Source organism: Pseudomonas sp. C6002, from assembly GCF_013385805.1.
GTDB lineage: Bacteria > Pseudomonadota > Gammaproteobacteria > Pseudomonadales > Pseudomonadaceae > Aquipseudomonas.
Genome location: NZ_JACAPH010000030.1, coordinates 718860 through 745253, shown reverse-complemented (window position 1 = coordinate 745253; position 26394 = coordinate 718860). Strand labels below are relative to the sequence as shown.

Below are 26394 nucleotides of genomic sequence, written 5' to 3'. Positions count from 1 at the left end.
TATGCCGCTATAGGAGTTTGTGCTCCATGGCGTACTTCACCAGTTCCGCCAGGGAGGTGATATTGAGCTTTTGCATCAGGCGCGCCTTGTGGGTACTGATGGTTTTGCTGCTCAACGCCAACTGCTGGGCGATGTCGTTGACGTTGGCGCCCTGGGCCAGGCGCTCGAATACCGAGAACTCGCGCTCCGACAACAACGAGTGCAATGGGCGGGAATCGGTGAGGCCGACTTCGAAGACCATGCGGTCGGCCAGGTCCGGGTCGATGTACCGCCCGCCCGCCGCGACCTTGCGGATCGCGGTCAGCAGCAGCGCTGGGTCGCTGTCCTTGGTGGCATAGCCGGCGGCACCGACCTTCAGCGCACGGGCGGCCATTTGCGCTTCGTCGTGCATCGACAGCACCAGGATCGCCGGGGGATTGTTCAGCGCACGGATCCGCGGGATGGCTTCCAGGCCGTTGACGCCAGGCATCGAGATGTCCAGCAACACCACCTCGCAAGGCACGTGGCGCAGGGTTTCCAGCAACTGCTCGCCATTGCTCGCCTCGCCCACCACCAGCAGGTCCTTGGCCAGGCCGATCAGTTGCTTGATGCCTTCGCGAACGATGGTGTGGTCTTCAGCTACCAGTACACGGATCACTGTGGATGTCCTCTTCTTTTGGTTATCAATCCAGCGGCACCGTCACACTCAGGGTGGTGCCTTCGCCCAATGCGCTGTCCAGGCTCAACTGCCCGCCCATGATCAGCACCCGCTCGCGCATGCCCACCAGGCCAAACGATACAGGGCGCCCGGGAGCCTGGACAAAACCTGCACCGTCGTCGCTGATGGTCAGGCGCAAGTGCGCGCCCTCCACCACCAGCGTCAGCTCGACAGTATGCGCCTGGGCATGGCGCATCACATTGGTCAGTGCCTCCTGCAGGATGCGGAACAGGCCGATGGCCTTGGCGTCGCTCAGCGCCGGCAGATTATCCGGCACCTGCACCAGGCACGGAATCTGCGTCCGGGCCTCGAAACGCCGGGCCTGCCATTCGATCGCCGAGGCAATCCCGGCATCGAGAATCGGCGGACGCAAGGCGGTGGCCACATCGCGTACCAGTTGAAACAGTTGGGCGATCAGGCGCTTCATGCTGTTCAGCCGCTCGTGCAGGCCGGGATCCAGTTGGGCGTAGGTCAGCTCGCACATCGAGGTCTCCAGCTTGAGCACGGTGAGCATCTGCCCCAACTCGTCGTGCACTTCCCGGGCGATGCGGGCCTTCTCTTCCTCGCGCACGGTTTCCAGGTGGGCCGACAATTCCCGCAATTGCGCGCGGGAGGCGTCCAGCTCCAGCTCGATGCGCTTGCTCTCGCTGATGTCCCAGACAATTCCGTCCCAAACCACGGCGCCGTCTTCCAGGCGCCGGGTCACGGCCTTGATATCGGCCCAGCGCTGCTCGCCCAGGCGGGTCAGGATACGGCCCTGCCAGGCCCAATTGCTCTCGGTCTCGATAGCCTGGTCCTGGGTACGGTGATAACTGGCGCGGTCGTCGGGATGCACCAGGCTGCGAATGCCCATGGCCGGATGGCTGAGCACTTCCGGCGCGTACCCCACCAGGCCCTCGCTGCCCTGACTGATGTAGGCGAACTCGATCGCCTCGCTGCGCGGCAAGCGCTCCAGGCGAAACACCAGCCCCGGCACATTGGCGGCGATCCCTTGCAGCCGCGCCTCACTTTCCTGCAAGGCCGCGAGGGCCCGGCGACGCTCGGTGACATCGTTGAGGTAGACCACCAGGTATTCGCCGTCGGCAAAGCGCAGGAAACTCAGGGACACATCGGCTGGCAATACGCTGCCATCGGCGCGCAGGCAATTGGTGGCAAAACTCTGTGGCCCGTCTTCGCTGGCCCGGGCGCGCTTCCACAGGTTGAGCCAGCGGTCCATGGTCAGCGTCGGGTCGAACTCGATCAGCGGGCGTTCGATCAGGGCGCCGGGGGCGTAGCCGAGCATGGTTTCCGCCGCCTGATTGGCGTAGCGCACATGGCTGTCCCAATTGACCCAGAGGATACCGACGGTGCTTTGGTCGATGGAGAACTGGGTCAGGCGCAAGGCTTCGGCACCCGCGGCGCGGGCGGCGCTTTCTTCGCGGGCGGCCAGCAGATTATGCTCCAGGCCGCGTTGCTGGCGGCGCTGCCAGAACACCACGGCCAGGCTGGCGAGCAATAGCAGGCCCAGCAGCAACGTGAGGTTTTGCCAGAAGCCGGGGGACTCGGTCACCCGTGGGTATTTGGGCTGCAGCCAGCGGCTGTGCAACTGGTCCAGATCACGAGCGGGAATCGCGCGCAAGGCGCTTTGCATGATATCGGCCAGCTCGGGCCAGTCGCGCCGCGTGGCCACCCGCAGCAATTGCGGCAGGCCGATATCGCCGACCACGGCAAGGCCGGCGAACTCGGTTTCGCCCGACAAACGGCTCAATTGCGCCTCATCCACCACCGCATACCGCGCCTGCTGGCTCACCAGCAATTGCAGGGCCTGGCGCTCCATGGGCACGCCTTGCAGGTTGAGACTCGGGTAGGTGCTGCGCAGGTAATCCGCCACTGCGCTGGGCATGCGCACGGCGACGCGGGATTGGTCGTCGAGTTTCTCCAGGTCGACTGCGGTGCTGCCATCACGAACCCCGACAATGTGCTGGGGAACGCGCATATACGGATCGGAGAACAACCACAGGCGCAGGCCGGCCGGGGTTTGCAGCAGGCCGGGGGCGAGGTCGACCTCGCCGTCACGCACCGCCGCCTCCAGTTGCTCCTGATTGGGAAAGTTGCGCCAGGTCAGTTCGATATTCAGCGCCTTGGCCAGCCACTGCATCAATTCGACGTTGGCCCCGGACAGCCGCTGCAAGCGCCGATCGTATTGGGCATAAGGCGCCTGTAACACCAGCCCGACCCGCAGGTCGGGATGCTGTTCGAGCCATTCGCGCTGGCCGGCATCGAGCTGCGCCTGGTGAGTGGCAGGCGCAGGCACGGCGCCCGCGATCAAGGGAAAGCATATACAGCCGATAACCAGCAGGTAGCGAAAACCCATGATCCACGTCTCATATCACTGACAAATACTGACCAACCCATTAGGCTGCCGGAATCACTTCTGGCCGGAAATCAACGATGCCACTTTCCCACCGCTCGGCACTGCCAGCATTGTGCCTGTCGCTGCTGTTTACCAGCGCCTTTTGTGTCGAGGCCGCCGACACTCCCGCTCCCGCCCCGGAAAAGCCGGTGGTGCGCCAGCCCTTGCCGGAGCGCAGCCAGGAAGAAGCCAACGCCCTGGAACGACAAATCCCGCAGCAGGAACAACAACAGTTGCAGGCTGGCAGCGATTCTTTCCTGGCTTTGTGGAAGCCGGCCAACAGCGGTGAGCCTGAAGGCGTGGTGATTATCGTCCCGGGCAACGGCGAAAGTGCTGACTGGCCTCAAGCAATCGCGCCGTTGCGCAAGAAATTGCCGGACGCTTCCTGGGGCACCCTGAGCTTGTCGCTGCCGGACCTGACCCTGGACACCTTGCCACCCCGCGTCATCGAATCGCCCAAGGCGACCGTGGAGACCAGCAGCAAAGACGCCAGCACCGTCGCCAAACCCGTGGAGCAAGCCGCCAGCGCCGAAGCGGAAGGCACTGACCCGGCCGTGGTTCCCGGCACCGATGAACAAGACAAGACCGACGCCACGCGAATCTTCGCGCGCATTGACGCCGCCCTCGCCTTCGCCCAGACCCAGAATGCCCGCAGCGTCGTATTGCTCGGCCACGGCACCGGCGCCTGGTGGGCCGCGCGTTACCTGAGTGAAAAACAACCGGCGCAGGTGCAGAAATTTGTCATGGTGGCCGCGCAGACCCCGGCGGGCCGTGCCCCGGACCTGCAACAACTGGCACCGAAACTGAAGCTGGCCACGGCAGATTTTTTCTATCAGGACAACGTCCAGGCACGCAAAGCGGCCCAGGAACGTTCCCAGGCCAGCAAGCGTTTGAAGAATGACAGCTACAAGCAGGTGTCGTTGAAGGCCCTCCCCGATAACAGCCAGGCAGGGCAAGAGCAGCTGTACCGGCGGATTCGCGGGTGGCTGAGCCCGCAAAATCCCGGAGACTGATCGTAAATCTCAAAAACACTGGAGAACAAAATGTGGGAGCGGGCTTGCTCGCGAATGCGGTGAGTCAGTCACTGCATCTGTTACTGATCCACCGCATTCGCGAGCAAGTCGAATCGTCGCACCGCCACTCCCACAGTTGATCCGGTTTACGCCATAAAAAAAGCAGCGCCTGATAATTCTGTTAGCGAAAGTCTCGCCTTTCGCGAATCAGCGCATAGGCGTTGTGCAGCTCGCGGGTACGTTCGGTCGCCTCCCGCACCTGGGCTGGACTGGCGCCACTGCCGGCAATTTTGTCCGGGTGGTGCCGGCTGAGCAGGCGCCGGTAGGCACGCTTGATCACCGCGGGCTCCGTCGTCGACGTCACCCCCAGAATACGCAACGCCCCATGATAAGCCCCGCCACGATTGGCCAACGGCTTGCGCTCCGGCTCATAGTCAGCCGCCAGCGCCTGGATCTGCTGGACCGTCCAACCCAGCCATTTGCCCCATTGTTCAATCAACTCGCGCTCGGCCGTACTGGCCTTGCCGTCCGCCCAGGCCATGCGCCAACAGGCACGCAGCACACCTTCCGCCGCATGGGGCTGGGCCTTGAGCACGCCCAGGTAACTGCGTACCCGGTCCGAGCCGGACTTGCCGCGATTGAACGCGGCAATCGCACGGCGCTGGGCCGGCTCGGCCATGTCCAGCGAGCGCATTTCCTGGCGCGCCTGCTGGATATGCCCGTCCACCACCCGGCCGTTGCTCTTGGCCAGGCGACCGAGCAACACGAACAGCAGTTCGTCATTGCGCAACGCCGGCCGGCCGCCAAGGCGCTCGCGTAACTGGGCCCAGCTTTGCAGTTCCAGGCGCCGGTCCAGCGCCTGGCCCAGCAGTGCGCCCAACATGGCCCCCGGAATGCTGGCAATGGCAAAGCCCGCCCCGGCTCCGATCAGAGTCCCTGGCCACAACATCCTAGTGCCCCGCTGTCAGCAGGGTTTCGACTTGCGCCAGACGCTCCAGCGTCCCGACATCGATCCAGCGTCCGTTCATGTGTTCCCCCGTCACCAACCCTTTCGCCATGGCGTCACGCAACAGCGGCGCCAGCTTGAAGGCACCCGCACTGCAACCCGCGAACAGCTGGGGGTGGAGTACGGAAATGCCACTGAAGGTCAGGTTATCGGCACCGGCGGCGGCATCATGAAGCGCGCCGTCCTTCAGGTAGAAATCACCGCCGGACGGATGGTGCGGCGGGTTGTCGACCATCACCAGGTGGGCCAGCCCATCCAGTGGCTGGTGGAGGCTGGCGAAGTCGTAGTCGGTCCAGATGTCGCCATTGACCACCAGGAACGGTTCGTCCCCCAACAGCGGCAAGGCCTTGAAGATCCCGCCGCCGGTTTCCAGCGGCTCGCCTTCGGCCGAGTACTGGATGCGTACGCCGTACTGCGAGCCATCGCCCAGATAGCCTTCGATCTGCTGGCCGAGCCACGCATGGTTGATGACGATATCGGTAAAGCCCGCTTTCGCCAGCGCCTCGAGGTGGTACTCGATCAGGCGCTTGCCGCCGGCCTGGATCAGCGGCTTGGGCGTGTGCAAGGTCAGCGGGCGCATCCGCTCACCTTTGCCGGCGGCCAGGATCATGGCCTTCATACCACCGCCTCGACGCGCAGGCTCGCCAGCAATTCACCCAGTTCGCTCAACTCTGGTCGGTCCGCGAGCACCGCCTCTATATAAGCGAAGAAGCGCGGCACGTCCGCCAGGTAGCGCGGCTTGCCATCGCGGTGGCAGATGCGCGCAAAGATGCCGATCACCTTGAGGTGACGCTGCACGCCCATCAGGTCGCTGGCCCGCAGGAACTCCTCGAAGTCCGCCTGCACCGGGATACCCAGCGCGCCGGCGCGTTGCCAGTAGCCGCGCTGCCATTCCCGCACGCGGGCCTGCGGCCAACTGAGAAAGGCGTCCTTGAACAGGCACGTGATGTCGTAGGTCACCGGGCCGTAGACTGCGTCCTGGAAGTCCAGCACGCCGGGATTCGGCTCGCTGATCATCAGGTTGCGTGGCATATAGTCGCGATGCACCAGGACCTTGGGCTGGGCCAGGGCGCTGTCAATCAGGTGTTCGCTGACGCGTTGCCACAGGCCAAGCTGCCGGGCGTCAAACTCGATGCCCAGCTCCCGGCGAACGTACCATTCAGGAAACAATTCCAGCTCCCGACGTAACAGCGCGACGTCATAACTGGGCAATGGGGCTTCCATCGGCAATTGCTGGAAAGCCAGCAATGCGTCGATGGCATCGGCGAACAATTGATCGGCATTTTCAGCCGTAATCACGTCCAGATAGGTTTTTTTCCCCAGGTCGTTCAGCAAAAGAAAGCCGCGAAGCAGATCTTGCGCATAAATTTTCGGAACATTTATTCCCGATTGACCGAGTAAATGAGCGATATCGACGAAAGGTTTGCAGTTTTCCTGGGGGGGTGGAGCGTCCATCACGACAAAACTGCGACCTCCTCCCTCCCACCGGAAGTAACGCCTGAAACTCGCGTCACTGCTGGCCGCAGTCAACGTGGCCGGGGGTACGACACCCCAGCCCTGGGTGGTAAAGAGGCCTGGCAATTGCTCATCAAGCCAGACTTTCAGCTGTTGCAAACGTAGATCTTGGTCGGGCATTACAAGGGTCTCCGACGGCGCTAGCCGTCAAGCGGGTCATGCTTTATTATCACGCATCTTTTTCAGACCATCGAGAGGCGTGCGGCCCACACCGCGGGCAGATGGCACGCAGGAAGCCCGGACTAATAAGATGGCATTGAAATCCCCCGCGTTTCGTAGAAAATTTCCGTTGCTGGTAACCGGCAGTCTGCTGGCCATGCAACCTTTCGCCACCTCATTCGTGGTCGCCGCGGAACAGTATGACTGCTCAGTCTCTGCTTCGGGTGCCTGGGATTGCGCGCCGAAAACGGCCGCAGCCCCGCTGCCACCGCGCCCGGTGCATGACGGCAGTGCCGTCAGCTCTGCCAGTGGCACGCCGCAAGGCGAGTCCGGCGGCACCGCCGAGGCCGTGCCGCAGACCGCTCTGGTCACCGAAGCCAAGGGCCGCGGCCTGCGTTCGCGCAGCGCCGACTACAGCCACCTGGACTGGGTCCCTCGCGAGAAGCTCACCGCCGCACAACTGGCCGAAACCGGCCCGTACTGCTCCGGCGCGTACATCGAGCCGATCCGTCCTGGCATGAACGACAAGACGAACAAGAGCGACGCGCCGACCTTCATCGGCGCCAAGGTCTCTCGTTACGAGCAGGAACAACAAGTTGCTTCCCTGGCCGGTGACGTCGTCATGCGCCAGGGCAGCATGCAGGTCGAGGCCGACGAGGCCAACCTGTACCAGGCCGAGAACCGTGGCGAGCTGAACGGCAACGTCCGTCTGCGCGACAACGGTGCCCTGCTGGTGGGCGACCACGCTGAAGTCCAGCTGGACACCGGCGCCGCCAAGGTCGACAACGCCGAATACGTGATGCACAAATCGCGCATCCGCGGTAACGCCCTGTACGCCAAGCGTGCCGAGAACGCGATCATCCGTCTCAAGGACGGTACGTACACCACCTGCGAGCCGAACAGCAACGCCTGGCAGCTCAAGGGCAACAACATCACGCTCAACCCGGCCACCGGTTTCGGTACCGCGACCAACGTGACGTTGCGGGTCAAGGACATTCCGATCCTTTACACCCCGTATATCTATTTCCCGATCGACAACCGTCGTCAATCCGGCTTCCTGCCGCCGAGCTTCAGCACCGGTGGCGAGACTGGCTTCACGCTGGTTACGCCGTACTACTTCAACCTGGCGCCAAACTACGACGCCACGTTGTACCCGCAATACATGACCAAGCGCGGCCTGTTGATGGAAGGCGAATTCCGCTACCTCACCAAGTCCAGCGAAGGCCAGTTCGGCGGCGCGTACCTGAACGACGACAGCAGCGAGCGTAAAGGCCAGACCGACTACGAAAAAGATCGCTACATGATCAACTGGCAGCACAAGGGCGGGCTGGACTCGCGTGTACTGACCCAGGTCGACTACACCAACATCAGCGACCCTTATTACTTCCAGGATCTGAAGTCCTATCAGGAAGGGATCAAGAGCCAGGACTACGTGAACCAGCAAGGTTCGGTGACCTACCGCGGTGATACCTTCCAGGCGAAGCTGAACCTGCAGGCGTACCAGCTGGCAACGATCTCCCAGATCACGCCGTATGACCGCTTGCCACAGATCACCTTCAACGGCACGCTGCCGTACCATCCAGGCGGGGTGAACTTCACCTACGAGACCGAAGCAGTACGCTTTGATCGGGACTTGGAGAACGGAAGCTTCACGGATGAAAACGGGCTCGTATCGCCGCGGCTCGACACCTACGTAACCGGCCTGACCCGCGCAAACGGTACTCGCCTGAACGTTGCGCCGGCAGTCGACTACCCGATGAACTGGACCTACGGTTTTATTACGCCAAAGTTGAAGTACGTCTATACCAAGTACGATCTTGATTTGGACAGCATCGGCAAGAACCAGATTATCGCAGCGCAAGCCGCGTCAACTGCAGCCAACCCTTATGCCGGTGGCACATTCAAAAGCTCGCAAGACCGTGCAATTCCGATTGCCAGCATCGACAGCGGCCTGTACTTCGACCGCAACACCAACTTGTTCGGCAAAGACTACCGTCAAACTCTGGAGCCTCGTGCGTACTACCTGTATGTACCGAACAAGGACCAGGGCGATATCCCGGTATTCGACAGCGGTGAGTACTCGTTCAGCTACGCGTCGCTGTTCCGTGACAACCGCTTCAGCGGTACTGACCGCATCGGCGACGAGAACAAGCTGTCCCTGGGCGTGACCAGCCGCTGGATCGAAGAAAACGGCTTCGAACGCCAACGCGTCAGCATCGGCGAGGCCGTGTACTTCAAGAACCGCGAAGTTCAACTGCCGGGCATCCTGGCCGCGGACCGTGCGGACGCACAGTCTGATGTTTCGCCAATCGCCCTGGACTACGAGTTCCGCTTCAACCGTGACTGGCGCGCCACTGCCGATTACAACTGGGACCCGGAAAGCCACAGCCCACGCTCCGGCAGCGCGATGTTCCACTATCAGCCGGAAGACAACCCGAACAAGGTTATCAACGTCGGCTACCGCTATCGCAACGACCAGGTGGTGTACAACCAGCTGACCGGCAAATGGCAGTTTGGTGGCGACTACGGGCAGCCAGGCGACCCGAACTTCGTGAAGGATTACTACAAAATCCAGCAACACGACTTCTCGATGATGTGGCCGATCGTTCCGCAGTGGAACCTGATCACCCGCTGGCAGTATGACTATGCCCGCAACCGTACCCTGGAGGCCTTCGGTGGTTTCGAGTACGACAACTGCTGCTGGAAACTGCGCGTCATCAACCGTTACTGGGTTTCCAACGACGAATACAGCCAGATCGCCCCGCTGAACGAAAAGGGTGACCACGGGCTCTTCTTCCAGATCGTCCTTAAAGGACTCGGCGGCCTGACCGGCGCCAAGGTAGAGAGCTTCCTCGACAAAGGCATTGAAGGTTATCGTGAACGTGAAGACCAAGCTTTCTGATTGTCTGCGCCCGCTGATGCTGGGTGCGCTGTTCCTGGGTACCGCCGCAGCTCACGCTGCGGTTCAACCGCTGGACAAGGTAGTGGCCATCGTCGATAACGACGTGATCATGCAGAGCCAACTGGACCAACGGGTCAAGGAAGTTCAGCAAACCATCGCCAAGCGTGGCGGCGGCGTACCACCGACCAGCGTGCTGGACCAGCAGGTGCTTGAACGCCTGATCGTTGAAAACCTGCAACTGCAGATCGGCGATCGCTCCGGTATCCGTATCAGCGACGAAGAATTGAACCAGGCTGTCGGCACCATCGCCCAGCGCAACAACATGAGTGTTGATCAGTTCCGCGCGGCCCTGGCTCACGACGGCCTGTCCTATGAGGACGCCCGTGACCAGATTCGCCGGGAAATGATCATCAGCCGTGTACGTCAGCGTCGCGTGGCCGAACGGATTCAGGTGTCCGAGCAGGAAGTGAAGAACTTCCTCGCCTCCGACCTTGGCAAGATGCAGCTTTCCGAAGAACTGCACCTGGCGAACATCCTGGTGCCTACGCCAGACAGCGCCAACGCTGAACAGCTCAATGCTGCCGCAGCGAAAACCCAGGCTATCTATGACCGTCTCAAGCAAGGTGCCGACTTTGCCCAGATGGCCATTGCCCAGTCCGGCAGCGACAACGCCCTCGAAGGCGGTGACATGGGCTGGCGTAAAGCCGCGCAACTGCCACCACCGTTCGACCGCGAGCTGAGCGCCATGGAAGTCGGTGGCATCACCCAGCCTGCCCGTACGCCAGGCGGTTTCATCATCCTCAAGTTGCTCGGCAAGCGCGGTGGCGAAGAAGCCCAGATGAAGGACGAAGTTCACGTTCGTCACATCCTGGTCAAGCCAAGCGAGATCCGTACCGAAGCCCAAACCAAGGAACTGGCCCAGAAGCTCTATGACCGCATCGAAGCGGGCGAAGACTTCGGCGAATTGGCGAAGAGCTATTCCGAAGACCCGGGTTCGGCGCTTAACGGCGGTGATCTGAACTGGATCGATCCGAAGGCACTGGTTCCAGAGTTCCAGGACGTCATGGCCAAGACCCCTCAAGGCGTGCTGTCCAAGCCGTTCAAGACCCAATACGGCTGGCATGTGCTGGAAGTCCTTGGCCGTCGCGCCACTGACAACACCACCCAGGCCCGCGAGCAGCAAGCCCTGACCGTACTGCGTAACCGCAAATACGACGAAGAGCTGCAAACCTGGTTGCGTCAGATCCGTGACGAAGCCTACGTAGAGAACAAGCTTCCTGGTGCCGACCAAACAGGCACCGACCAGGCAGCCCAGTGACACCCAAGCGTTTCGCACTGACACCCGGCGAGCCGGCCGGCATTGGTCCTGACCTGTGCCTGCTGCTCGCCTCGCACCCCCAGCCACACCCCCTGATTGCCATTACCAGCCGCGACCTGCTCATTGAGCGGGCCGCGCAGCTGGGTGTGGTTGTCGATCTGCTGCCGGTGGGCCCGGGCAACTGGCCTGATCTGCCGGCACCGGCCAACAGCCTGTACGTATGGGATACCCCGCTGGCGACCAAGGTCGTGGCCGGGCAACTGGACAAGGCCAACGCTGCCTTCGTCCTGGAAACCCTGACCCGTGCCGGCCAGGGCTGCATCGACGGGGATTTTGCCGGGATGATCACCGCCCCGGTACACAAGGGCGTGATCAACGAATCAGGCATCGCCTTTTCCGGGCATACCGAATTCCTCGCTGAGCTGACCCATACCGAACAAGTGGTGATGATGCTGGCAACGGGCGACCTGCGGGTGGCGCTGGTGACCACTCACCTGCCCCTGCGCGAGATTGCCGACGCCATTACCCCCGAGCGACTGGAGCGTGTAACACGCATCCTGCACGCCGACCTGCAACAGAAATTCGGCATCGCCCAACCACGCATCCTGGTCTGTGGGCTCAACCCCCACGCCGGTGAAGGTGGCCACCTGGGCCATGAAGAAATCGACATCATCGAACCAACCCTGGAGCGTCTGCGCCTTGAAGGCATGGACCTGCGCGGCCCATTGCCTGCCGACACTCTGTTTACCCCCAAATATCTGGAGCACTGCGACGCAGTGCTGGCGATGTACCATGACCAGGGCCTGCCCGTGCTGAAGTACAAAGGCTTCGGCGCCGCGGTCAACGTGACACTGGGCCTGCCGATCATCCGCACCTCCGTCGACCATGGCACCGCCCTGGACCTCGCAGGCAGCGGCAAGATCGATACCGGCAGCCTGCACGTGGCCCTGGAAACCGCCTATCAGATGGCCGAGACCCGTATATGACCGAGCATTACCAACACCGGGCGCGCAAGCGTTTCGGGCAAAACTTCCTGCACGACGCTGGCGTGATTGATCGCATCCTGCGTTCCATCCATGCCAAGCCCGAAGACCGCCTGCTGGAAATCGGCCCGGGCCAGGGCGCCCTGACCCAAGGCCTGCTGAAAAGCGGCGGCCAGCTGGACGTGGTTGAGTTGGACAAGGACCTGATCCCGATCCTCAACCAGCAGTTCGCCGGCATGCCCAATTTCAACCTGCACCAGGGTGATGCGCTGAAGTTCGACTTCACCAGCCTCAATGCAGCGCCCAACAGCCTGCGGGTGGTCGGCAACCTGCCGTACAACATCTCCACCCCGCTGATTTTTCACCTGCTGAACAACGCCGGCATCATCCGCGACATGCACTTCATGCTGCAAAAGGAAGTGGTCGAGCGTCTGGCAGCGGGTCCTGGAGGCGGTGACTGGGGTCGCCTGTCGATCATGGTTCAGTACCATTGCCGCGTAGAGCACCTGTTCAACGTCGGACCTGGCGCGTTCAACCCCCCGCCGAAAGTCGACTCCGCCATCGTGCGCCTGGTGCCTCACGCGGTGTTGCCACACCCGGCCAAAGATCACAAGTTGCTGGAGCGCGTGGTGCGCGAAGCCTTCAACCAGCGCCGCAAGACATTGCGCAATACGCTGAAGGCCTTGCTCAGCAACGCTGAAATCGAGGCCGCCGGCGTCGACGGCAGCCTGCGCCCCGAGCAGCTGGACCTGGCCGCCTTCGTGCGCCTGGCTGACCAGCTCGCCATTCAGCCTGCGCCAGTGGCTGAATAAATAGTAGGAGCCGGCTTGCCGGCGATGGCGCACTCACGATCGCCATCGCTGGCAAGCCAGCGCCTACGGGCCTAGACTGACCGGCATCCGCTGTTCCCCCGCTTTTGCTTTTAAGGCCTCTTGCATGTCCGATCCTCGTTATCAGATCGACGTCAGCGTCGTCACCCGCTTTCTGGCGGAACAATCGCAACCCGAGCAGAACCGCTTTGCGTTCGCCTACACCATTACCGTGCAAAACAACGGCGAGCTCCCTGCCAAGCTGCTGTCGCGCCACTGGGTCATCACCGACGGTGACGGCCAGGTCGAGGAAGTACGCGGCGCCGGCGTGGTCGGCCAACAACCGCTGATCGCCCCAGGCAAGAGCCACACCTACAGCAGCGGCACTGTCATGACCTCCCGTGTCGGCAACATGCAAGGCAGCTACCAGATGCTCGCCGACGACGGCAAACACTTCGACGCCATCATCGCCCCGTTCCGCCTCGCGGTGCCTGGAGCCCTGCACTGATGGCGACGTATGCCGTCGGCGACCTGCAAGGCTGCCTGGAACCGCTCAAGTGCCTGCTCGAGCGTGTGGCCTTTGACCCGGCCAAGGATCGCCTGTGGCTGGTGGGCGACCTGGTCAACCGTGGCCCGCAATCCCTGGAAACCCTGCGCTTCCTTTATGGCATGCGCGACTCCCTGGTGTGCGTACTGGGCAACCATGACCTGCACTTGCTGGCCGCCGGCAATAACATCGAGCGTCTGAAAAAGGGCGATACCCTGCGGGAAATCCTCGAAGCGCCGGATCGCACCGAGCTGCTTGACTGGCTGCGCCGGCAAAAACTCATGCACTACGACGAGAGCCGCGACACCGCCTTGGTGCATGCCGGCATTCCACCCCAGTGGACGCTGAAGAAAGCCCTCAAGTGCGCGAGTGAAGTCGAAGCAGCCCTGGCCGATGACAACCTGTACACCGCTTACCTGGATGGCATGTACGGCAACGAACCCGTTAAGTGGGACAACGAACTGACCGGCGTCGCGCGCCTGCGGGTGATCACCAACTACTTCACCCGCATGCGTTTCTGCACCGCCGAAGGCAAGCTGGACCTCAAGAGCAAGGAAGGCGCCGACACTGCGCTGCCCGGCTACAAGCCCTGGTTCGCCCACAAGGAGCGCAAGACCCGTGAAACGAAGATCATCTTCGGCCACTGGGCAGCCCTGGAAGGCAAATGCGATGAACCCGGTGTATTCGCCCTCGACACCGGCTGCGTGTGGGGCGGCGCGATGACCCTGATGAATGTCGACACCGGCGAGCGCTCGAGCTGCCAGTGCGACTCGCCCATTCCCGAACAACTGCAGGCCACGGCAAAGCGCTGAGCCGCGCTTTCATACAGGCCAAAGGAGCCCGCCATGACTGAATTCAAACGTATCCCTCCCGAGCAAGCCCAGGCCCTGCGCGAGCAAGGCGCGGTGGTTGTAGACATCCGCGACCAGCCAACCTACAACGCTGCCCACATCAGTGGTGCCCAGCACCTGGACAACCACAACATCGCCGACTTCATCCGCGCCGCCGACCTCGACGCGCCGGTCATCGTCGCGTGCTACCACGGCAACTCCAGCCAAAGCGCGGCCGCCTACCTAGTGAGCCAGGGTTTCTCCGACGTCTATAGCCTCGACGGTGGCTTTGAGCTATGGCGTGCGACCTATCCTGCAGAAATTGCCGCAGGCGACGCGCAATAATTTTTTTCAAACCCCGCTATCCCGCGTGACGCTTGGCCTCGCGCCGTTTCTGACGAACGGCGCGGCCAAACTAATTTCGTATCGCGCCTTGACCTCCCGGATTCCGAACTATCCTTAAGCGCAGGCCATCCAAAACAGGGGAGAGCCGGTACACCGGCGTGCGGGTCATCGGTAGCGTTTCAGGGTGTTCTGGGGGGAAAACGGCCATTGGTGTCCACCAATGGCTGCCAGCATCGACTGATTGATCCGGCGTCGGCTCCACGTATCGAGCGAGGTGACGACGTCATGAGTATTTTTAGCCACTTCCAACAACGCTTCGAGTCCACCCGCCAGGAAGAGCTCTCGCTTCAGGAGTATCTCGAACTGTGCAAAAAGGACCGCAGCGCCTACGCGTCTGCCGCTGAACGCCTGCTGTTGGCGATCGGCGAGCCGGAGCTGGTGGACACCGCAGCCAATTCGCGCTTGTCGCGGATTTTCTCGAACAAGGTGATCCGTCGCTACCCGGCCTTTGAAGACTTCCACGGTATGGAAGAATGCATTGACCAGATCGTCTCGTATTTCCGCCATGCCGCCCAAGGCCTGGAAGAGAAGAAACAGATCCTCTACCTGCTCGGCCCCGTCGGCGGCGGCAAGTCGTCCCTGGCCGAAAAACTCAAACAACTGATCGAGAAGGTGCCGTTCTACGCCATCAAGGGCTCGCCGGTGTTCGAGTCGCCCCTGGGGCTGTTCAACGCCACGGAAGATGGCGCGATCCTCGAAGAAGACTTCGGTATTCCACGGCGCTACCTCAATACCATCATGTCGCCGTGGGCGACCAAGCGCCTGGCCGAATTCGGCGGCGACATCAGCCAGTTCCGGGTGGTGAAGCTCTATCCCTCGATCCTCAACCAGATCGCCGTGGCCAAGACCGAACCCGGTGACGAGAACAACCAGGACATCTCGGCGCTGGTGGGCAAGGTCGATATCCGCAAACTCGAAGAATTCCCGCAGAACGACGCCGATGCCTACAGCTACTCGGGCGCACTGTGCCGGGCCAACCAGGGCCTGATGGAGTTCGTGGAGATGTTCAAGGCACCGATCAAGGTGCTGCACCCACTGCTTACCGCCACCCAGGAAGGTAACTACAACAGTACCGAAGGCCTGGGGGCGATTCCGTTTACCGGGATCCTGTTGGCCCACTCCAACGAATCGGAATGGCACACCTTCCGCAACAACAAGAACAACGAAGCCTTCATCGACCGGATCTACATCGTCAAGGTGCCGTACTGCCTGCGGGTCAGCGATGAAATCAAGATTTACGACAAGCTGCTGTTCAACAGCTCCCTGGCCAAGGCCCATTGCGCGCCTGACACCCTGAAGATGCTGGCCCAGTTCACCGTGTTGTCGCGCCTCAAGGAGCCGGAAAACTCCAACATCTACTCGAAGATGCGGGTGTATGACGGCGAAAACCTCAAGGACACCGATCCGAAGGCCAAGTCGATCCAGGAATACCGCGACACCGCCGGCGTGGATGAGGGCATGAACGGCCTGTCGACACGTTTTGCGTTCAAGATCCTGTCCAAGGTCTTCAACTTCGACCCGCACGAAATCGCCGCCAACCCGGTGCACCTGCTCTACGTGCTGGAACAGCAGATCGAACAGGAACAATTCCAGGCTGAAACCCGCGAGCGCTATCTGCGCTTCCTCAAGGAATACCTGGCACCGCGCTACATCGAGTTCATCGGCAAGGAAATCCAGACCGCGTACCTGGAGTCCTACAGCGAATACGGCCAGAACATCTTCGACCGCTATGTGCTGTACGCAGACTTCTGGATCCAGGACCAGGAATACCGCGACCCGGAAACCGGCGAGATTCTCAACCGCGTAGCCCTCAACGAGGAACTGGAAAAGATCGAAAAACCCGCTGGCATCAGCAATCCGAAGGATTTCCGCAACGAAATCGTCAACTTCGTGCTGCGCGCCCGGGCCAACAACAACGGCAAGAACCCAACCTGGCTCAGCTACGAGAAGCTGCGGGTGGTCATCGAGAAGAAAATGTTCTCCAACACCGAGGATCTGCTGCCGGTCATCAGCTTCAACGCCAAGGCCAGCAAGGAGGATCAGCAAAAACACAACGACTTCGTCACTCGCATGGTCGAGCGTGGCTACACCGACAAACAGGTACGACTGCTCTCCGAGTGGTACCTGCGGGTCCGCAAATCGCAGTAAGGCAGCGACAAGCGTGCAATGCCAGGCTCCCGGTGCGCCGGACAGCCTGGCAATCGACCGCTTGTCTTTAAGCTTCCAGCTTGCCGCTTGAAGCTTGTAACTTGAAGCTGCCCGGAGGGCTCCTGCATGAGCTATGTGATCGACCGACGTCTCAATGGCAAGAACAAGAGCACGGTAAACCGCCAGCGGTTCCTGCGGCGTTACCGTGACCACATCAAAAAGGCCGTCGAAGAGGCCGTCAGCCGCCGTTCCATCACCGATATGGAGCATGGCGAACAGATCAGCATCCCCGGACGCGACATCGATGAACCGGTGCTGCACCACGGCCGGGGCGGCAAACAGACCGTCGTGCATCCCGGCAACAAGGAATTCACCAGCGGCGAACATATCCAGCGGCCCCAGGGCGGCGCGGGCGGCAAAGGCCCGGGCAAGGCCGGTAACTCCGGCGAAGGCATGGATGAGTTCGTGTTCCAGATCACCCAGGAAGAGTTCCTGGAGTTCATGTTCGAAGACCTGGAACTGCCCAACCTGGTCAAACGCAACCTGACCGGTACCGACACCTTCAAGACCGTGCGTGCCGGGATCAGCAACGAAGGCAACCCGTCACGGATCAACATCATCCGCACCCTGCGCTCGGCCCATGCGCGACGTATCGCCTTGTCTGGCAGCAGCCGGGCAAAACTGCGGGATGCCAAGGCGGAACTGGAACGCCTGAAACGCGAAGAGCCGGACAACTTCGGCGATATCCAGGAAATTGAAGCCGAAATCGCCAAACTCAGCGCGCGAATCCATCGCGTGCCGTTTCTCGACACCTTCGACCTGAAGTACAACCTGCTGGTCAAGCAACCCAATCCCAGTTCCAAGGCGGTGATGTTCTGCCTGATGGACGTGTCCGGCTCCATGACCCAGGCGACCAAGGACATCGCCAAGCGCTTCTTCATCCTGCTGTACCTGTTTCTCAAGCGTAACTACGACAAGATCGATGTGGTGTTCATCCGCCATCACACCAGCGCCAGGGAAGTCGACGAGGAGGAATTCTTCTACTCGCGGGAAACCGGCGGCACCATCGTCTCCAGCGCCTTGAAGCTGATGCAGGAAATCATGGCCGAACGCTATCCGGCCAACGAGTGGAACATCTACGCCGCCCAGGCTTCCGACGGCGACAACTGGAACGACGACTCGCCGATCTGCCGCGACATCCTGATCAACCAGATCATGCCGTTCGTGCAGTACTACACCTACGTCGAAATCACCCCGCGCGAGCATCAGGCCCTGTGGTTCGAATACGAGCGCATCAGCGAAGCCTTCGCTGACACCTTCGCCCAGCAACAATTGGTCTCGGCCGGCGATATCTATCCGGTCTTCCGTGAACTCTTCCAGCGCAGGTTAGTGACATGACCGCCAAAGAGCATAAGCGCCAACCCATATCCACGGGGTCCGAATGGACCTTCGAACTGATCCAGGCCTATGACCGGGAAATCAGCCGCATCGCGGCGGGTTATGCCCTGGATACCTACCCCAACCAGATCGAAGTGATCACCGCCGAACAGATGATGGATGCCTATGCGTCCGTGGGCATGCCCCTGGGCTATCACCACTGGTCCTACGGCAAACACTTCCTCAGCACTGAAAAGTCCTACACCCGCGGCCAGATGGGCCTGGCCTACGAAATCGTCATCAACTCCGACCCGTGCATCGCCTACCTGATGGAAGAAAACACCATCTGCATGCAGGCGCTGGTGGTGGCCCACGCGTGCTACGGGCATAACAGCTTCTTCAAGGGTAACTACCTGTTCCGCACCTGGACCGATGCCAGCTCGATCATCGATTACCTGGTATTCGCCAAGCAGTACATCATGCAGTGCGAGGAGCGCCACGGCATCGACGCGGTGGAAGACCTGCTGGACTCCTGCCATGCCCTGATGAACTACGGCGTCGACCGCTACAAACGCCCGTATCCGATTTCCGCCGAAGAAGAACGGCTGCGCCAGAAGGACCGTGAAGAGCATCTGCAAAAGCAGATCAACGACCTGTGGCGCACCATTCCCAAACGCGCCGGCAAGAACAACGACAAGGACAATGCGCGCTTCCCCGCCGAACCTCAGGAAAACATCCTGTATTTCATCGAAAAGCACGCGCCATTGCTGGAGCCCTGGCAGCGGGAAATCGTGCGGATCGTGCGCAAGATCGCCCAGTATTTCTACCCACAACGCCAGACCCAGGTGATGAACGAAGGCTGGGCCACGTTCTGGCACTACACCCTGATGAACGACCTGTATGACGAAGGCCTGGTCACCGACGGTTTCATGATGGAGTTCCTGACGTCCCACACCAGCGTGGTCTTCCAGCCGGGCTTCGACAGCCCCTACTACAGCGGTATCAACCCGTATGCATTGGGCTTTGCGATGTACCGCGATATCCGGCGCATGTGCGAGCACCCCACCGAAGAAGACCGCCGCTGGTTCCCGGAGATTGCCGGCAGCGATTGGTTGTCGACCATCAAGTTCGCCATGAGCAGCTTCAAGGATGAGAGCTTCATCCTGCAGTACCTGTCCCCCCAGGTGATTCGAGACCTCAAGCTGTTCAGCATCATGGACGACGACCTCAAGGACGACCTGCTGGTGCCGGCGATCCACGATGAGCCGGGTTACCGCACCATCCGCGAAACCCTCGCGGCGCAGTACAACCTGGGCAACCGCGAACCCAATGTGCAGATCTACAGCATCGACGTACGCGGCGACCGCTCGCTGACCCTGCGCCACCAGCAGCACGACCGCAAACCGCTGGGAGAGTCCACTGAGGAGGTTCTCAAGCACCTGCACCGGCTGTGGGGGTTCGATATCCACTTGGAGACGCTGCAAGGCGACCAGGTCATGAAAACCCACCACGTTCCGCCCCGCAACGAACACGGCGATAACGATTACGGCCGCCTGGACCTGGCAGTCGTACATCTGTGAAACGGCAAAGCCTCCATTGGCGGGCCGCAGGCGTTATCCTGTGCCGCTAATGGAGGCTTTTTCATGCAAATCTACAAAGTCGGTGGTGCGGTACGTGATCGCCTGCTGGGCATCCCCGTTACCGATATCGACCGTGTCGTAGTCGGCGCTACCACTGAAGAAATGCTCGCCCTGGGCTACAAGCCTGTGGGTTCGGACTTCCCGGTATTTCTTGACCCGAAAAATGGTGACGAGTACGCCCTCGCCCGCACGGAGCGCAAGAGCGGCCGGGGTTATGGCGGCTTTGTGTTTCACGCCAGCCCCGAAGTTACCCTGGAAGAAGACCTGATCCGCCGCGACCTGACCATCAACGCCATGGCCGAGGATGACGCGGGCAACCTGACCGACCCTTATCACGGCCAGCAGGATCTTGACGCACGCATTCTGCGTCACGTTTCCCCGGCGTTTGCCGAAGATCCACTGCGTGTCCTGCGCGTTGCCCGCTTTGCCGCACGCTATGCCGGCCTCGGCTTTACGGTAGCGCCCGAAACCCTGGAACTGATGCGCGAACTCAGCGAGTCGGGCGAACTGGAAGCCTTGACGCCCGAACGCAGCTGGAAGGAGATTTCCCGCGCATTGATGGAAAACCAGCCACAGGTGTTTATCCAGGTGCTGCGCGATTGCGGCGCCCTGAAAACCCTGATGCCGGAAATCGACGCACTGTTTGGCGTGCCGCAACCCGAGGCCCATCACCCCGAAATCGATACCGGCGTGCACACATTGAGCGTGCTGGAACAGGCGGCCATCCATGCCCAGCCGTTGACCGTCCGCTGGGCGTGCCTGCTGCACGATCTGGGCAAGGGGCTCACGCCTGTGGATAAGTTGCCGCAGCACATCGCTCATGAGCAACGCGGCGTGAAGCTGATCAAGGCGATGAACGAACGCTTCAAGGTGCCAAGGGATTGCCAGGAGTTGGCGTTGCTGGTGGGCGAATATCACACCCATGGCCACCGCGCACTGGAGCTGAGGCCCTCGACATTGCTGGAGTTGCTGCAAAGCTTCGACGTTTACCGTCGCCCGCAACGCTTTGAAGAGTTTGTGGTGGCATGCGAGATGGACGCCCGCGGGCGCAAGGGCCTTGAGCAGAGAAGTTATCCACAAGCAGATTATTTGCGCGGTGCGGCGCTGGCGGCCAGAGGTGTGGCCGTCGCACCGCTACTGGAACAAGGCTTCAAAGGCCCCGAACTGGGCGAAGCGCTGAAACGCGAACGGCTCAAGGCGCTAAAAGCCTACAAGAGCGAGTCCGGCGTCAACGGCTGATCCCGCCATTCGAACGCGACCGGCGCCAGTACCTGGTCAATGTGTGCATCCTGCCACAGCGCGGCAAATGACTTGCCCACCTCAGGATGCACACGCTGCGGCGCCATCAACGACAGCGGCCACAGCACAAACGCGTTCTTCAGGATTTCGGCCCGGGGCAGGATCAGGCCATCGAAGTTACCCACCAGCTCGCCATACAGCAGCACGTCGATGTCCAGCGGCAAGCCCTTGCGATCCGGGGCGTAGCGGCCATTGTCGGCCTCGATGAATTTCAGCCGGCGGTCCAGTTCCATCAACGGCAGGTCGGTATACGCCGACACCACCAGATTGAAGAATGGCCCGCTCTTGATGCCCACAGGCTGGCTTTCAAACACCGGCGAACAGCGCATCTGCGTCAGGAAACCCGCCAGCGCATCAAGGCCAGCGTGCAAATGGGCCTCACGCTCGATGTTACTGCCAAGACCAAGGTAAACCTGAGTTAGCGACATCCGCGCTCGATCTCCACGCCCACACCCTTGGCGGCCGGTACGGCGCCGGGCTTGGTCAGTTTGAGGTGCAGCCAGGGAATCTGGAACTCACTCATCAACACTTCAGCAAGGCGCTCGGCGAAGGTTTCCACCAGCTGGAACTGCGTCTGCTCGGCAAAGGCCTGGATCCGCGCGGACACGCTGGCGTAATCCAGCGCCAAAGTCAGGTCATCACCGGCAGCGGCCGGGCGGTTATCCCAGGCGAAGCTCAGGTCCAGACGCAGGCATTGCCGGATACCGCGCTCCCAGTCGTAGGCCCCGATCACGGTGTCGACTTCCAGACCTTCGATAAACACTCTGTCCAAGCACTCTTCTCCGCTGCACGACAAGGGCGCGATGCCCCGTTAGAATCAGGGCGTCCTCGCCCGGAATAGTTAGCATGTTTTGGTTACTGGCGACTTTCGCCTACCTGCTCGGCTCGCTGTCCTTCGCCATTTTGCTCAGCCGCCTGACGGGAAATCCCGACCCGCGAATGAGTGGCTCAGGCAATGCCGGCGCCACCAATATGTTGCGCCTGGCCGGCAAGAAACTCGCCGCACTCACGCTGTTCGGCGACGTCTGCAAGGGCCTGCTGCCGGTGCTGATCGCCGATCTCGCCGGGCTCTCGCTGCAACAGCAAGCCTGGATCGGCGTCTGCGCGGTGCTCGGCCACCTGTTCCCGCTGTACTTTCGCTTTCGCGGCGGCAAAGGCGTTGCGACGGCGGCCGGCATGCTGCTGGGGATCTACCCACCGGCGGCGCTGCTGGCCATCCTGGCCTGGCTGCTGACGTTCTACCTGACACGCACCAGCTCGCTGGCCGCCCTCATCGCCACGCCCCTGACCCTGCCGTTGCTGGCGTGGCAGGAACCGGAGGCGCTGGTGCCGATGAGCGTGCTCACGCTGCTGATCGTCTGGCGCCACCGGGGCAATTTACGCGACCTGTTTGCCGGGCGCGAACGGCATTTTTAAATACGCCCGGTGAACCCGGCTCACGTTCGCCCGTTACAGCGGCGGCAACTGCTCCATCGGCCAGCGCGCCTGCACGCTGATTGCCAGGCTTTCATGCTGCCCGGCCTGCAAACGCTGGCAACCGGCATAGGCGATCATCGCACCGTTGTCGGTGCAGAATTCGGGACGCGCATAAAACACGTCGCCCTTCATGTCGCCGAGCATTTTCTCCAAGGAGCTGCGCAGCGCCTTGTTCGCGCTGACGCCGCCCGCGATCACCAGGCGCTTCATGCCCGCCTGCTTCAGGGCCCGCTTGCACTTGATGGTCAAAGTCTCCACCACGGCCTGCTGGAACGCCAGCGAGATGTCGCAACGGGCTTGCTCACTGTCGTCTCCGGCGCTGACGCTCTGCTGCCAGGTGTTCAGGGCAGAGGTTTTCAGGCCGCTGAAGCTGAACATCAGGCCAGGGCGATCGCACATCGGGCGCGGGAAGGTATAGCGCCCCGGAACGCCTTTTTCTGCCAAGCGGGCGATTTCCGGGCCGCCCGGATAATTAAGGCCCATCATCTTCGCAGTCTTGTCGAAAGCTTCACCGGCAGCGTCGTCCAGGCTTTCGCCCAGCAGCGTGTATTGACCGATTCCGTCGACCTGAACCAGCTGCGTATGGCCGCCTGAAACCAACAAAGCGACGAACGGGAACGCTGGCGGGTTTTCTTCCAGCATCGGTGCCAGTAAATGGCCTTCCATGTGGTGCACACCAAGGGCCGGAATGCCCCAGGCAAATGCCAGCGCCTGGGCGCAAGAGGCCCCAACCAGCAGGGCTCCGACCAATCCGGGGCCGGCGGTATAGGCAATGGCGTCGATCTCGGTCGGCACGCAGCCGGCCTCGTCCAACACCTGGCGAATCAATGGCAGCATGCGTTTCACATGATCACGGCTGGCCAGCTCCGGCACCACGCCGCCATAGGCGCGATGCAGGTCGATCTGACTGAACAGTGCGTCGGCCAAAAGCCCGCGTTCACTGTCGTAAAGTGCGACACCGGTTTCGTCGCACGAGGTTTCTAATCCCAGAACTAGCATGGGTTTGCGCCTTGTAGAGGCTGAATTCGAAGGCGCGCATAATAGTCGCCACTCCCCCTCCCGACTAGCGGTTTTCGATCAGAGGCTTTGCATTCCGGGCAATGAGGGGTTAACATCCGCAACCCTTAAAAACCGACGACCTCAGCCGCGAATTTTTTGCGACGAGAACGTTGATTCCCGGTAATGAAAGAAGGTAGCTCTGGATGCCAGCCGTCAAAGTAAAAGAGAACGAACCCTTCGACGTAGCTCTGCGTCGTTTCAAGCGCTCCTGCGAAAAAGCCGGTGTTCTGGCTGAAGTTCGTAGCCGCGAATTTTACGAGAAGCCAACTTCTGAGCGTAAGCGTAAAGCAGCAGCCGCTGTTAAGCGTCACGCCAAGAAAGTTCAGCGCGAGCAGCGCCGCGCCGTTCGTCTGTACTAATACACAGACGTTCGTAGCAAGCTTCTGCCAAGCCCGGCCCTCAGCCGGGCTGTTGGCATTTGCGGATATCGCTTGATGCTTCACCGTTGACGCCGCACACGCGACTGAAACGAACTGCTTCACACGTCAGGACTGGCTCTTTTGCCAGCGGTGCACGTCTCTTCTGACGAGCCTAACAAGGCTACTGACGAGCACACTTATTTTTTAACAGGCGATCAACAGGTCGGCTGCGCCCACTGATGAGCTTCCGAGGCCCCCACATGGCCAAGACCGGACTCCCGGGCAACATTTCTACGCCGGGCACTGATCGGAACTAACGTCAGTGAATGTTCGGCAGATACACTTCCTGACAGACCAAGCAGACGACAGTAGATCGAGCCGCACAACACGCGCGCCTTGAGCACTTTGCGGGCCCTCTTTTACACGCAGTGATGACGAGAACGCCATGGCCGGGCTAATTCCCCAGAGCTTTATTGACGACCTTCTGAACCGCACCGACATCGTCGATGTTGTCAGCTCGCGCCTGCAGATGAAAAAGGCCGGCAAGAACTATACCGCCTGCTGCCCGTTCCACAAGGAAAAGACTCCGTCGTTCAGCGTCAGCCCCGACAAGCAGTTCTACTACTGCTTCGGCTGCGGCGCTGGCGGCAACGCCCTCGGCTTCATCATGGACCACGACAACCTGGACTTCCCCCAGGCCGTCGAGGAACTGGCGAAAGCCGCCGGCATGGAAATCCCCCGCGAAGAAAGTGGCCGCCCGCACAAACCGCGGCAACCCACCGATTCGCCGCTGTACCCGCTGCTTACCGCTGCTGCCGACTTTTACCGCCAGGCACTGAAAAGCCACCCGCAGCGCAAAGCCGCCGTCGATTACCTCAAGGGCCGCGGCCTGACCGGTGAAATCGCCCGCGACTTCGGCCTCGGCTTCGCCCCGCCGGGCTGGGACAACCTGTACAAGCACCTGAGCAGCGACACCCTGCAGCAAAAAGCCATGATCGACGCCGGCCTGTTGGTGGAAAACGCCGAGACCGGCAAGCGTTATGACCGTTTCCGCGACCGCGTGATGTTCCCGATCCGCGACAGCCGCGGCCGCATCATCGCGTTCGGCGGCCGGGTGCTGGGGGACGACAAGCCCAAATACCTGAACTCACCGGAAACCCCGGTGTTTCATAAAGGCCAGGAACTCTACGGCCTGTTTGAAGCGCGCAAGAACAACCGCAACCTCGACGAAATCATCGTGGTTGAAGGCTATATGGACGTGATTGCCCTGGCCCAGCAAGGTTTGCGCAACGCCGTGGCGACCCTGGGCACCGCGACCAGCGAAGAGCACTTGAAGCGCCTGTTTCGCGTAGTGCCCAACGTACTGTTCTGCTTCGACGGCGACCAGGCCGGCCGCAACGCAGCGTGGCGTGCCCTTGAGTCGACCCTGTCGAGCCTGCAGGACGGGCGGCGCGCACGCTTCCTGTTCTTGCCCGAAGGCGAAGACCCGGACACCCTGGTCCGCTCCGAAGGCACCGACGCGTTCCGCGCGCGCATCAACCAACACGCACAACCGCTGGCCGATTACTTTTTCCAGCAACTGACCGAAGAGTCCGACCCGCGCTCCCTCGAAGGCAAGGCCCACATGGTCACCCTCGCGGCACCGCTGATCGACAAGGTTCCGGGCGCCAACCTGCGGACCCTGATGCGCCAGCGCCTGCTGGAAATCACCGGTTTGAGTGGCGAGGCCGTCAGCCAGCTGGCCCGCAGCGCGCCGCAAGAGGCGCCGCCGGCCTACGACCCGGGCATGGATTACGACGCCATGCCGGACTATTCCGACTTCCACCAACCGCAGGAGGCCTACACGCCCCAGCAGGAGTGGACACCGAAGAAACCCGGCGCCGGCGGCAAGAAATGGGACAAGAAACCCTGGGACAAAAACGGCAAACGTGGCGGTGACCGTGACGAACCGCGCGGCCCACGCGTCCCAGCAGCAGTAGAGCCGCCCACCATGGCAGCCCTGCGTACACTTTTGCACCACCCGCAACTGGCACAAAAAGTCGAGGATGCGGGGCACTTTGCGGCCGAAGACCACACCAATACGCAACTGTTGGTGGCCCTGCTCGAAGCCGTACAGAAGAATCCTAAGCTAAACTCATTCCAGCTGATTGCACGCTGGCACGGCACCGAACAGGGCCGTTTGCTGAAGGCATTGGCAGAAAAGGAATGGCTGATTGATGGCGATAACCTTGAACAACAGTTTTTCGACACCATTACTAGTTTGGTAGCTCGTCAACGCGAGCGAAACCTGGAACAACTTCTTCGAAAAGCGCGTCAGAGTGAATTGACCGCCGAAGAGAAAAATCAACTGCGCGACCTTTTAAGTCGCAATGTTTCCGCATCAAACCCGACCTCAGCTGGCGTGTGAGGTCATAGCTCGGGTATAATCCTCGGCTTGTTTTTTGCCCGCCAAGACCTTCA

General features: G+C 61.2%; 23 protein-coding genes. 15 read left to right on the top strand and 8 right to left on the bottom strand.

Annotated elements, in window-relative coordinates:
- Positions 1-7 precede the first annotated feature (7 nt).
- Positions 8-637 (bottom strand): response regulator transcription factor, encoded by a 630-nt coding sequence (locus HX817_RS23155; protein WP_003210977.1) that lies wholly within the window; start codon positions 635-637, stop codon positions 8-10.
- Between the two features lie 25 nt (positions 638-662).
- Positions 663-3050: a PAS domain S-box protein gene (locus HX817_RS23150; protein WP_003210979.1), complete on the bottom strand. Its 2388-nt coding sequence runs from the start codon at positions 3048-3050 to the stop codon at positions 663-665.
- 77 nt (positions 3051-3127) lie between these two features.
- Between HX817_RS23150 and HX817_RS23145 the strand changes: the two genes are divergently transcribed.
- Positions 3128-4102, top strand: a complete 975-nt coding sequence (locus HX817_RS23145; protein WP_177041296.1) for an alpha/beta hydrolase family protein — start codon at positions 3128-3130, stop codon at positions 4100-4102.
- A gap of 181 nt (positions 4103-4283) precedes the next feature.
- Here HX817_RS23145 and HX817_RS23140 read toward each other — a convergent pair whose 3' ends face one another.
- The 3 genes from HX817_RS23140 to HX817_RS23130 are packed head-to-tail and all read right to left on the bottom strand — an operon-like array spanning position 4284 to position 6743.
- Positions 4284-5051, bottom strand: coding sequence for a TerB family tellurite resistance protein (locus HX817_RS23140; RefSeq protein WP_177041294.1), 768 nt, complete (start codon positions 5049-5051; stop codon positions 4284-4286).
- Position 5052: 1 nt separating this feature from the next.
- A complete protein-coding gene (murU, locus tag HX817_RS23135) occupies positions 5053-5727 on the bottom strand; it encodes an N-acetylmuramate alpha-1-phosphate uridylyltransferase MurU (protein WP_003210984.1) in 675 nt (224 codons plus the stop codon).
- On the bottom strand, positions 5724-6743 hold the full coding sequence (locus tag HX817_RS23130) for an aminoglycoside phosphotransferase family protein (RefSeq protein WP_008434428.1): 1020 nt from the start codon (positions 6741-6743) through the stop codon (positions 5724-5726). Before HX817_RS23130 ends, murU begins: the two co-directional genes overlap by 4 nt.
- Before the next feature lie 130 nt (positions 6744-6873).
- Here HX817_RS23130 and HX817_RS23125 point away from each other — a divergent pair, with 130 nt between their 5' ends.
- The 11 genes from HX817_RS23125 to HX817_RS23075 all read left to right on the top strand — a co-directional run bounded on the left by HX817_RS23125 (position 6874) and on the right by HX817_RS23075 (position 20980).
- Positions 6874-9684, top strand: coding sequence for an LPS-assembly protein LptD (locus tag HX817_RS23125; RefSeq protein WP_177027969.1), 2811 nt, complete (start codon positions 6874-6876; stop codon positions 9682-9684).
- Positions 9665-11002 carry a peptidylprolyl isomerase gene (locus HX817_RS23120; protein WP_003210991.1) on the top strand — a complete coding sequence of 446 codons (1338 nt, stop codon included), beginning with the start codon at positions 9665-9667 and terminating at the stop codon, positions 11000-11002. Before HX817_RS23125 ends, HX817_RS23120 begins: the two co-directional genes overlap by 20 nt.
- Positions 10999-11988: a 4-hydroxythreonine-4-phosphate dehydrogenase PdxA gene (pdxA, locus tag HX817_RS23115; RefSeq protein WP_003210992.1), complete on the top strand. Its 990-nt coding sequence runs from the start codon at positions 10999-11001 to the stop codon at positions 11986-11988. Before HX817_RS23120 ends, pdxA begins: the two co-directional genes overlap by 4 nt.
- Positions 11985-12797 carry a 16S rRNA (adenine(1518)-N(6)/adenine(1519)-N(6))-dimethyltransferase RsmA gene (gene rsmA / locus HX817_RS23110; protein ID WP_003210994.1) on the top strand — a complete coding sequence of 271 codons (813 nt, stop codon included), beginning with the start codon at positions 11985-11987 and terminating at the stop codon, positions 12795-12797. The genes pdxA and rsmA overlap by 4 nt, the downstream gene beginning before the upstream one ends.
- 124 nt (positions 12798-12921) lie before the next feature.
- Positions 12922-13302, top strand: a complete 381-nt coding sequence (gene apaG / locus HX817_RS23105) for a Co2+/Mg2+ efflux protein ApaG (RefSeq protein WP_003210996.1) — start codon at positions 12922-12924, stop codon at positions 13300-13302.
- Positions 13302-14153, top strand: coding sequence for a symmetrical bis(5'-nucleosyl)-tetraphosphatase (locus HX817_RS23100; RefSeq protein ID WP_008434419.1), 852 nt, complete (start codon positions 13302-13304; stop codon positions 14151-14153). Before apaG ends, HX817_RS23100 begins: the two co-directional genes overlap by 1 nt.
- Before the next feature lie 33 nt (positions 14154-14186).
- Positions 14187-14516 (top strand): thiosulfate sulfurtransferase GlpE, encoded by a 330-nt coding sequence (glpE, locus tag HX817_RS23095; protein ID WP_008434417.1) that lies wholly within the window; start codon positions 14187-14189, stop codon positions 14514-14516.
- Positions 14517-14801: 285 nt separating this feature from the next.
- Positions 14802-16724: a PrkA family serine protein kinase gene (locus HX817_RS23090; RefSeq protein ID WP_003210999.1), complete on the top strand. Its 1923-nt coding sequence runs from the start codon at positions 14802-14804 to the stop codon at positions 16722-16724.
- A 126-nt stretch (positions 16725-16850) separates the two neighbouring features.
- Positions 16851-18122: a YeaH/YhbH family protein gene (locus tag HX817_RS23085; RefSeq protein ID WP_003211000.1), complete on the top strand. Its 1272-nt coding sequence runs from the start codon at positions 16851-16853 to the stop codon at positions 18120-18122.
- Complete coding sequence (locus HX817_RS23080) at positions 18119-19681, top strand: SpoVR family protein (RefSeq protein WP_003211001.1); 1563 nt, start codon at positions 18119-18121, stop codon at positions 19679-19681. The genes HX817_RS23085 and HX817_RS23080 overlap by 4 nt, the downstream gene beginning before the upstream one ends.
- A 63-nt stretch (positions 19682-19744) precedes the next feature.
- A complete protein-coding gene (locus HX817_RS23075; RefSeq protein ID WP_177041292.1) occupies positions 19745-20980 on the top strand; it encodes a multifunctional CCA addition/repair protein in 1236 nt (411 codons plus the stop codon).
- On the opposite strand, the gene folK is transcribed toward HX817_RS23075, so the two are convergent.
- Together folK and folB are read right to left on the bottom strand one after the other, a co-directional pair.
- Positions 20950-21468 carry a 2-amino-4-hydroxy-6-hydroxymethyldihydropteridine diphosphokinase gene (folK, locus tag HX817_RS23070; protein WP_003211005.1) on the bottom strand — a complete coding sequence of 173 codons (519 nt, stop codon included), beginning with the start codon at positions 21466-21468 and terminating at the stop codon, positions 20950-20952. The genes HX817_RS23075 and folK overlap by 31 nt on opposite strands.
- Entirely contained in the window at positions 21459-21812 is a 354-nt protein-coding gene (gene folB, locus HX817_RS23065) for a dihydroneopterin aldolase (protein WP_177008799.1), read from the bottom strand. The genes folK and folB overlap by 10 nt, the downstream gene beginning before the upstream one ends.
- Before the next feature lie 74 nt (positions 21813-21886).
- On the opposite strand from folB, the gene plsY reads away from it, so the two are divergent.
- A complete protein-coding gene (plsY, locus tag HX817_RS23060) occupies positions 21887-22456 on the top strand; it encodes a glycerol-3-phosphate 1-O-acyltransferase PlsY (RefSeq protein ID WP_177041290.1) in 570 nt (189 codons plus the stop codon).
- 33 nt (positions 22457-22489) lie between these two features.
- Here plsY and tsaD read toward each other — a convergent pair whose 3' ends face one another.
- Positions 22490-23515, bottom strand: coding sequence for a tRNA (adenosine(37)-N6)-threonylcarbamoyltransferase complex transferase subunit TsaD (gene tsaD / locus HX817_RS23055; RefSeq protein WP_087694726.1), 1026 nt, complete (start codon positions 23513-23515; stop codon positions 22490-22492).
- A gap of 203 nt (positions 23516-23718) precedes the next feature.
- On the opposite strand from tsaD, the gene rpsU reads away from it, so the two are divergent.
- Complete coding sequence (rpsU, locus tag HX817_RS23050) at positions 23719-23934, top strand: 30S ribosomal protein S21 (RefSeq protein ID WP_002551877.1); 216 nt, start codon at positions 23719-23721, stop codon at positions 23932-23934.
- Positions 23935-24379: 445 nt separating this feature from the next.
- Complete coding sequence (dnaG, locus tag HX817_RS23045) at positions 24380-26341, top strand: DNA primase (protein ID WP_003211012.1); 1962 nt, start codon at positions 24380-24382, stop codon at positions 26339-26341.
- Positions 26342-26394 lie beyond the last annotated feature (53 nt).

What these genes read in the sequence shown, in the direction of transcription:
- HX817_RS23150 (WP_003210979.1), bottom strand. Translation starts at nt 3,050, where the DNA reads ATGGGTTTTCGCTACCTGCTGGTTATCGGCTGTATATGCTTTCCCTTG.
- HX817_RS23145 (WP_177041296.1), top strand. Translation starts at nt 3,128, where the DNA reads ATGCCACTTTCCCACCGCTCGGCACTGCCAGCATTGTGCCTGTCGCTG.
- HX817_RS23140 (WP_177041294.1), bottom strand. Translation starts at nt 5,051, where the DNA reads ATGTTGTGGCCAGGGACTCTGATCGGAGCCGGGGCGGGCTTTGCCATT.
- murU (WP_003210984.1), bottom strand. Translation starts at nt 5,727, where the DNA reads ATGAAGGCCATGATCCTGGCCGCCGGCAAAGGTGAGCGGATGCGCCCG.
- HX817_RS23130 (WP_008434428.1), bottom strand. Translation starts at nt 6,743, where the DNA reads ATGCCCGACCAAGATCTACGTTTGCAACAGCTGAAAGTCTGGCTTGAT.
- HX817_RS23125 (WP_177027969.1), top strand. Translation starts at nt 6,874, where the DNA reads ATGGCATTGAAATCCCCCGCGTTTCGTAGAAAATTTCCGTTGCTGGTA.
- rsmA (WP_003210994.1), top strand. Translation starts at nt 11,985, where the DNA reads ATGACCGAGCATTACCAACACCGGGCGCGCAAGCGTTTCGGGCAAAAC.
- apaG (WP_003210996.1), top strand. Translation starts at nt 12,922, where the DNA reads ATGTCCGATCCTCGTTATCAGATCGACGTCAGCGTCGTCACCCGCTTT.
- HX817_RS23100 (WP_008434419.1), top strand. Translation starts at nt 13,302, where the DNA reads ATGGCGACGTATGCCGTCGGCGACCTGCAAGGCTGCCTGGAACCGCTC.
- glpE (WP_008434417.1), top strand. Translation starts at nt 14,187, where the DNA reads ATGACTGAATTCAAACGTATCCCTCCCGAGCAAGCCCAGGCCCTGCGC.
- HX817_RS23090 (WP_003210999.1), top strand. Translation starts at nt 14,802, where the DNA reads ATGAGTATTTTTAGCCACTTCCAACAACGCTTCGAGTCCACCCGCCAG.
- HX817_RS23085 (WP_003211000.1), top strand. Translation starts at nt 16,851, where the DNA reads ATGAGCTATGTGATCGACCGACGTCTCAATGGCAAGAACAAGAGCACG.
- HX817_RS23080 (WP_003211001.1), top strand. Translation starts at nt 18,119, where the DNA reads ATGACCGCCAAAGAGCATAAGCGCCAACCCATATCCACGGGGTCCGAA.
- HX817_RS23075 (WP_177041292.1), top strand. Translation starts at nt 19,745, where the DNA reads ATGCAAATCTACAAAGTCGGTGGTGCGGTACGTGATCGCCTGCTGGGC.
- folK (WP_003211005.1), bottom strand. Translation starts at nt 21,468, where the DNA reads ATGTCGCTAACTCAGGTTTACCTTGGTCTTGGCAGTAACATCGAGCGT.
- plsY (WP_177041290.1), top strand. Translation starts at nt 21,887, where the DNA reads ATGTTTTGGTTACTGGCGACTTTCGCCTACCTGCTCGGCTCGCTGTCC.
- tsaD (WP_087694726.1), bottom strand. Translation starts at nt 23,515, where the DNA reads ATGCTAGTTCTGGGATTAGAAACCTCGTGCGACGAAACCGGTGTCGCA.
- rpsU (WP_002551877.1), top strand. Translation starts at nt 23,719, where the DNA reads ATGCCAGCCGTCAAAGTAAAAGAGAACGAACCCTTCGACGTAGCTCTG.
- dnaG (WP_003211012.1), top strand. Translation starts at nt 24,380, where the DNA reads ATGGCCGGGCTAATTCCCCAGAGCTTTATTGACGACCTTCTGAACCGC.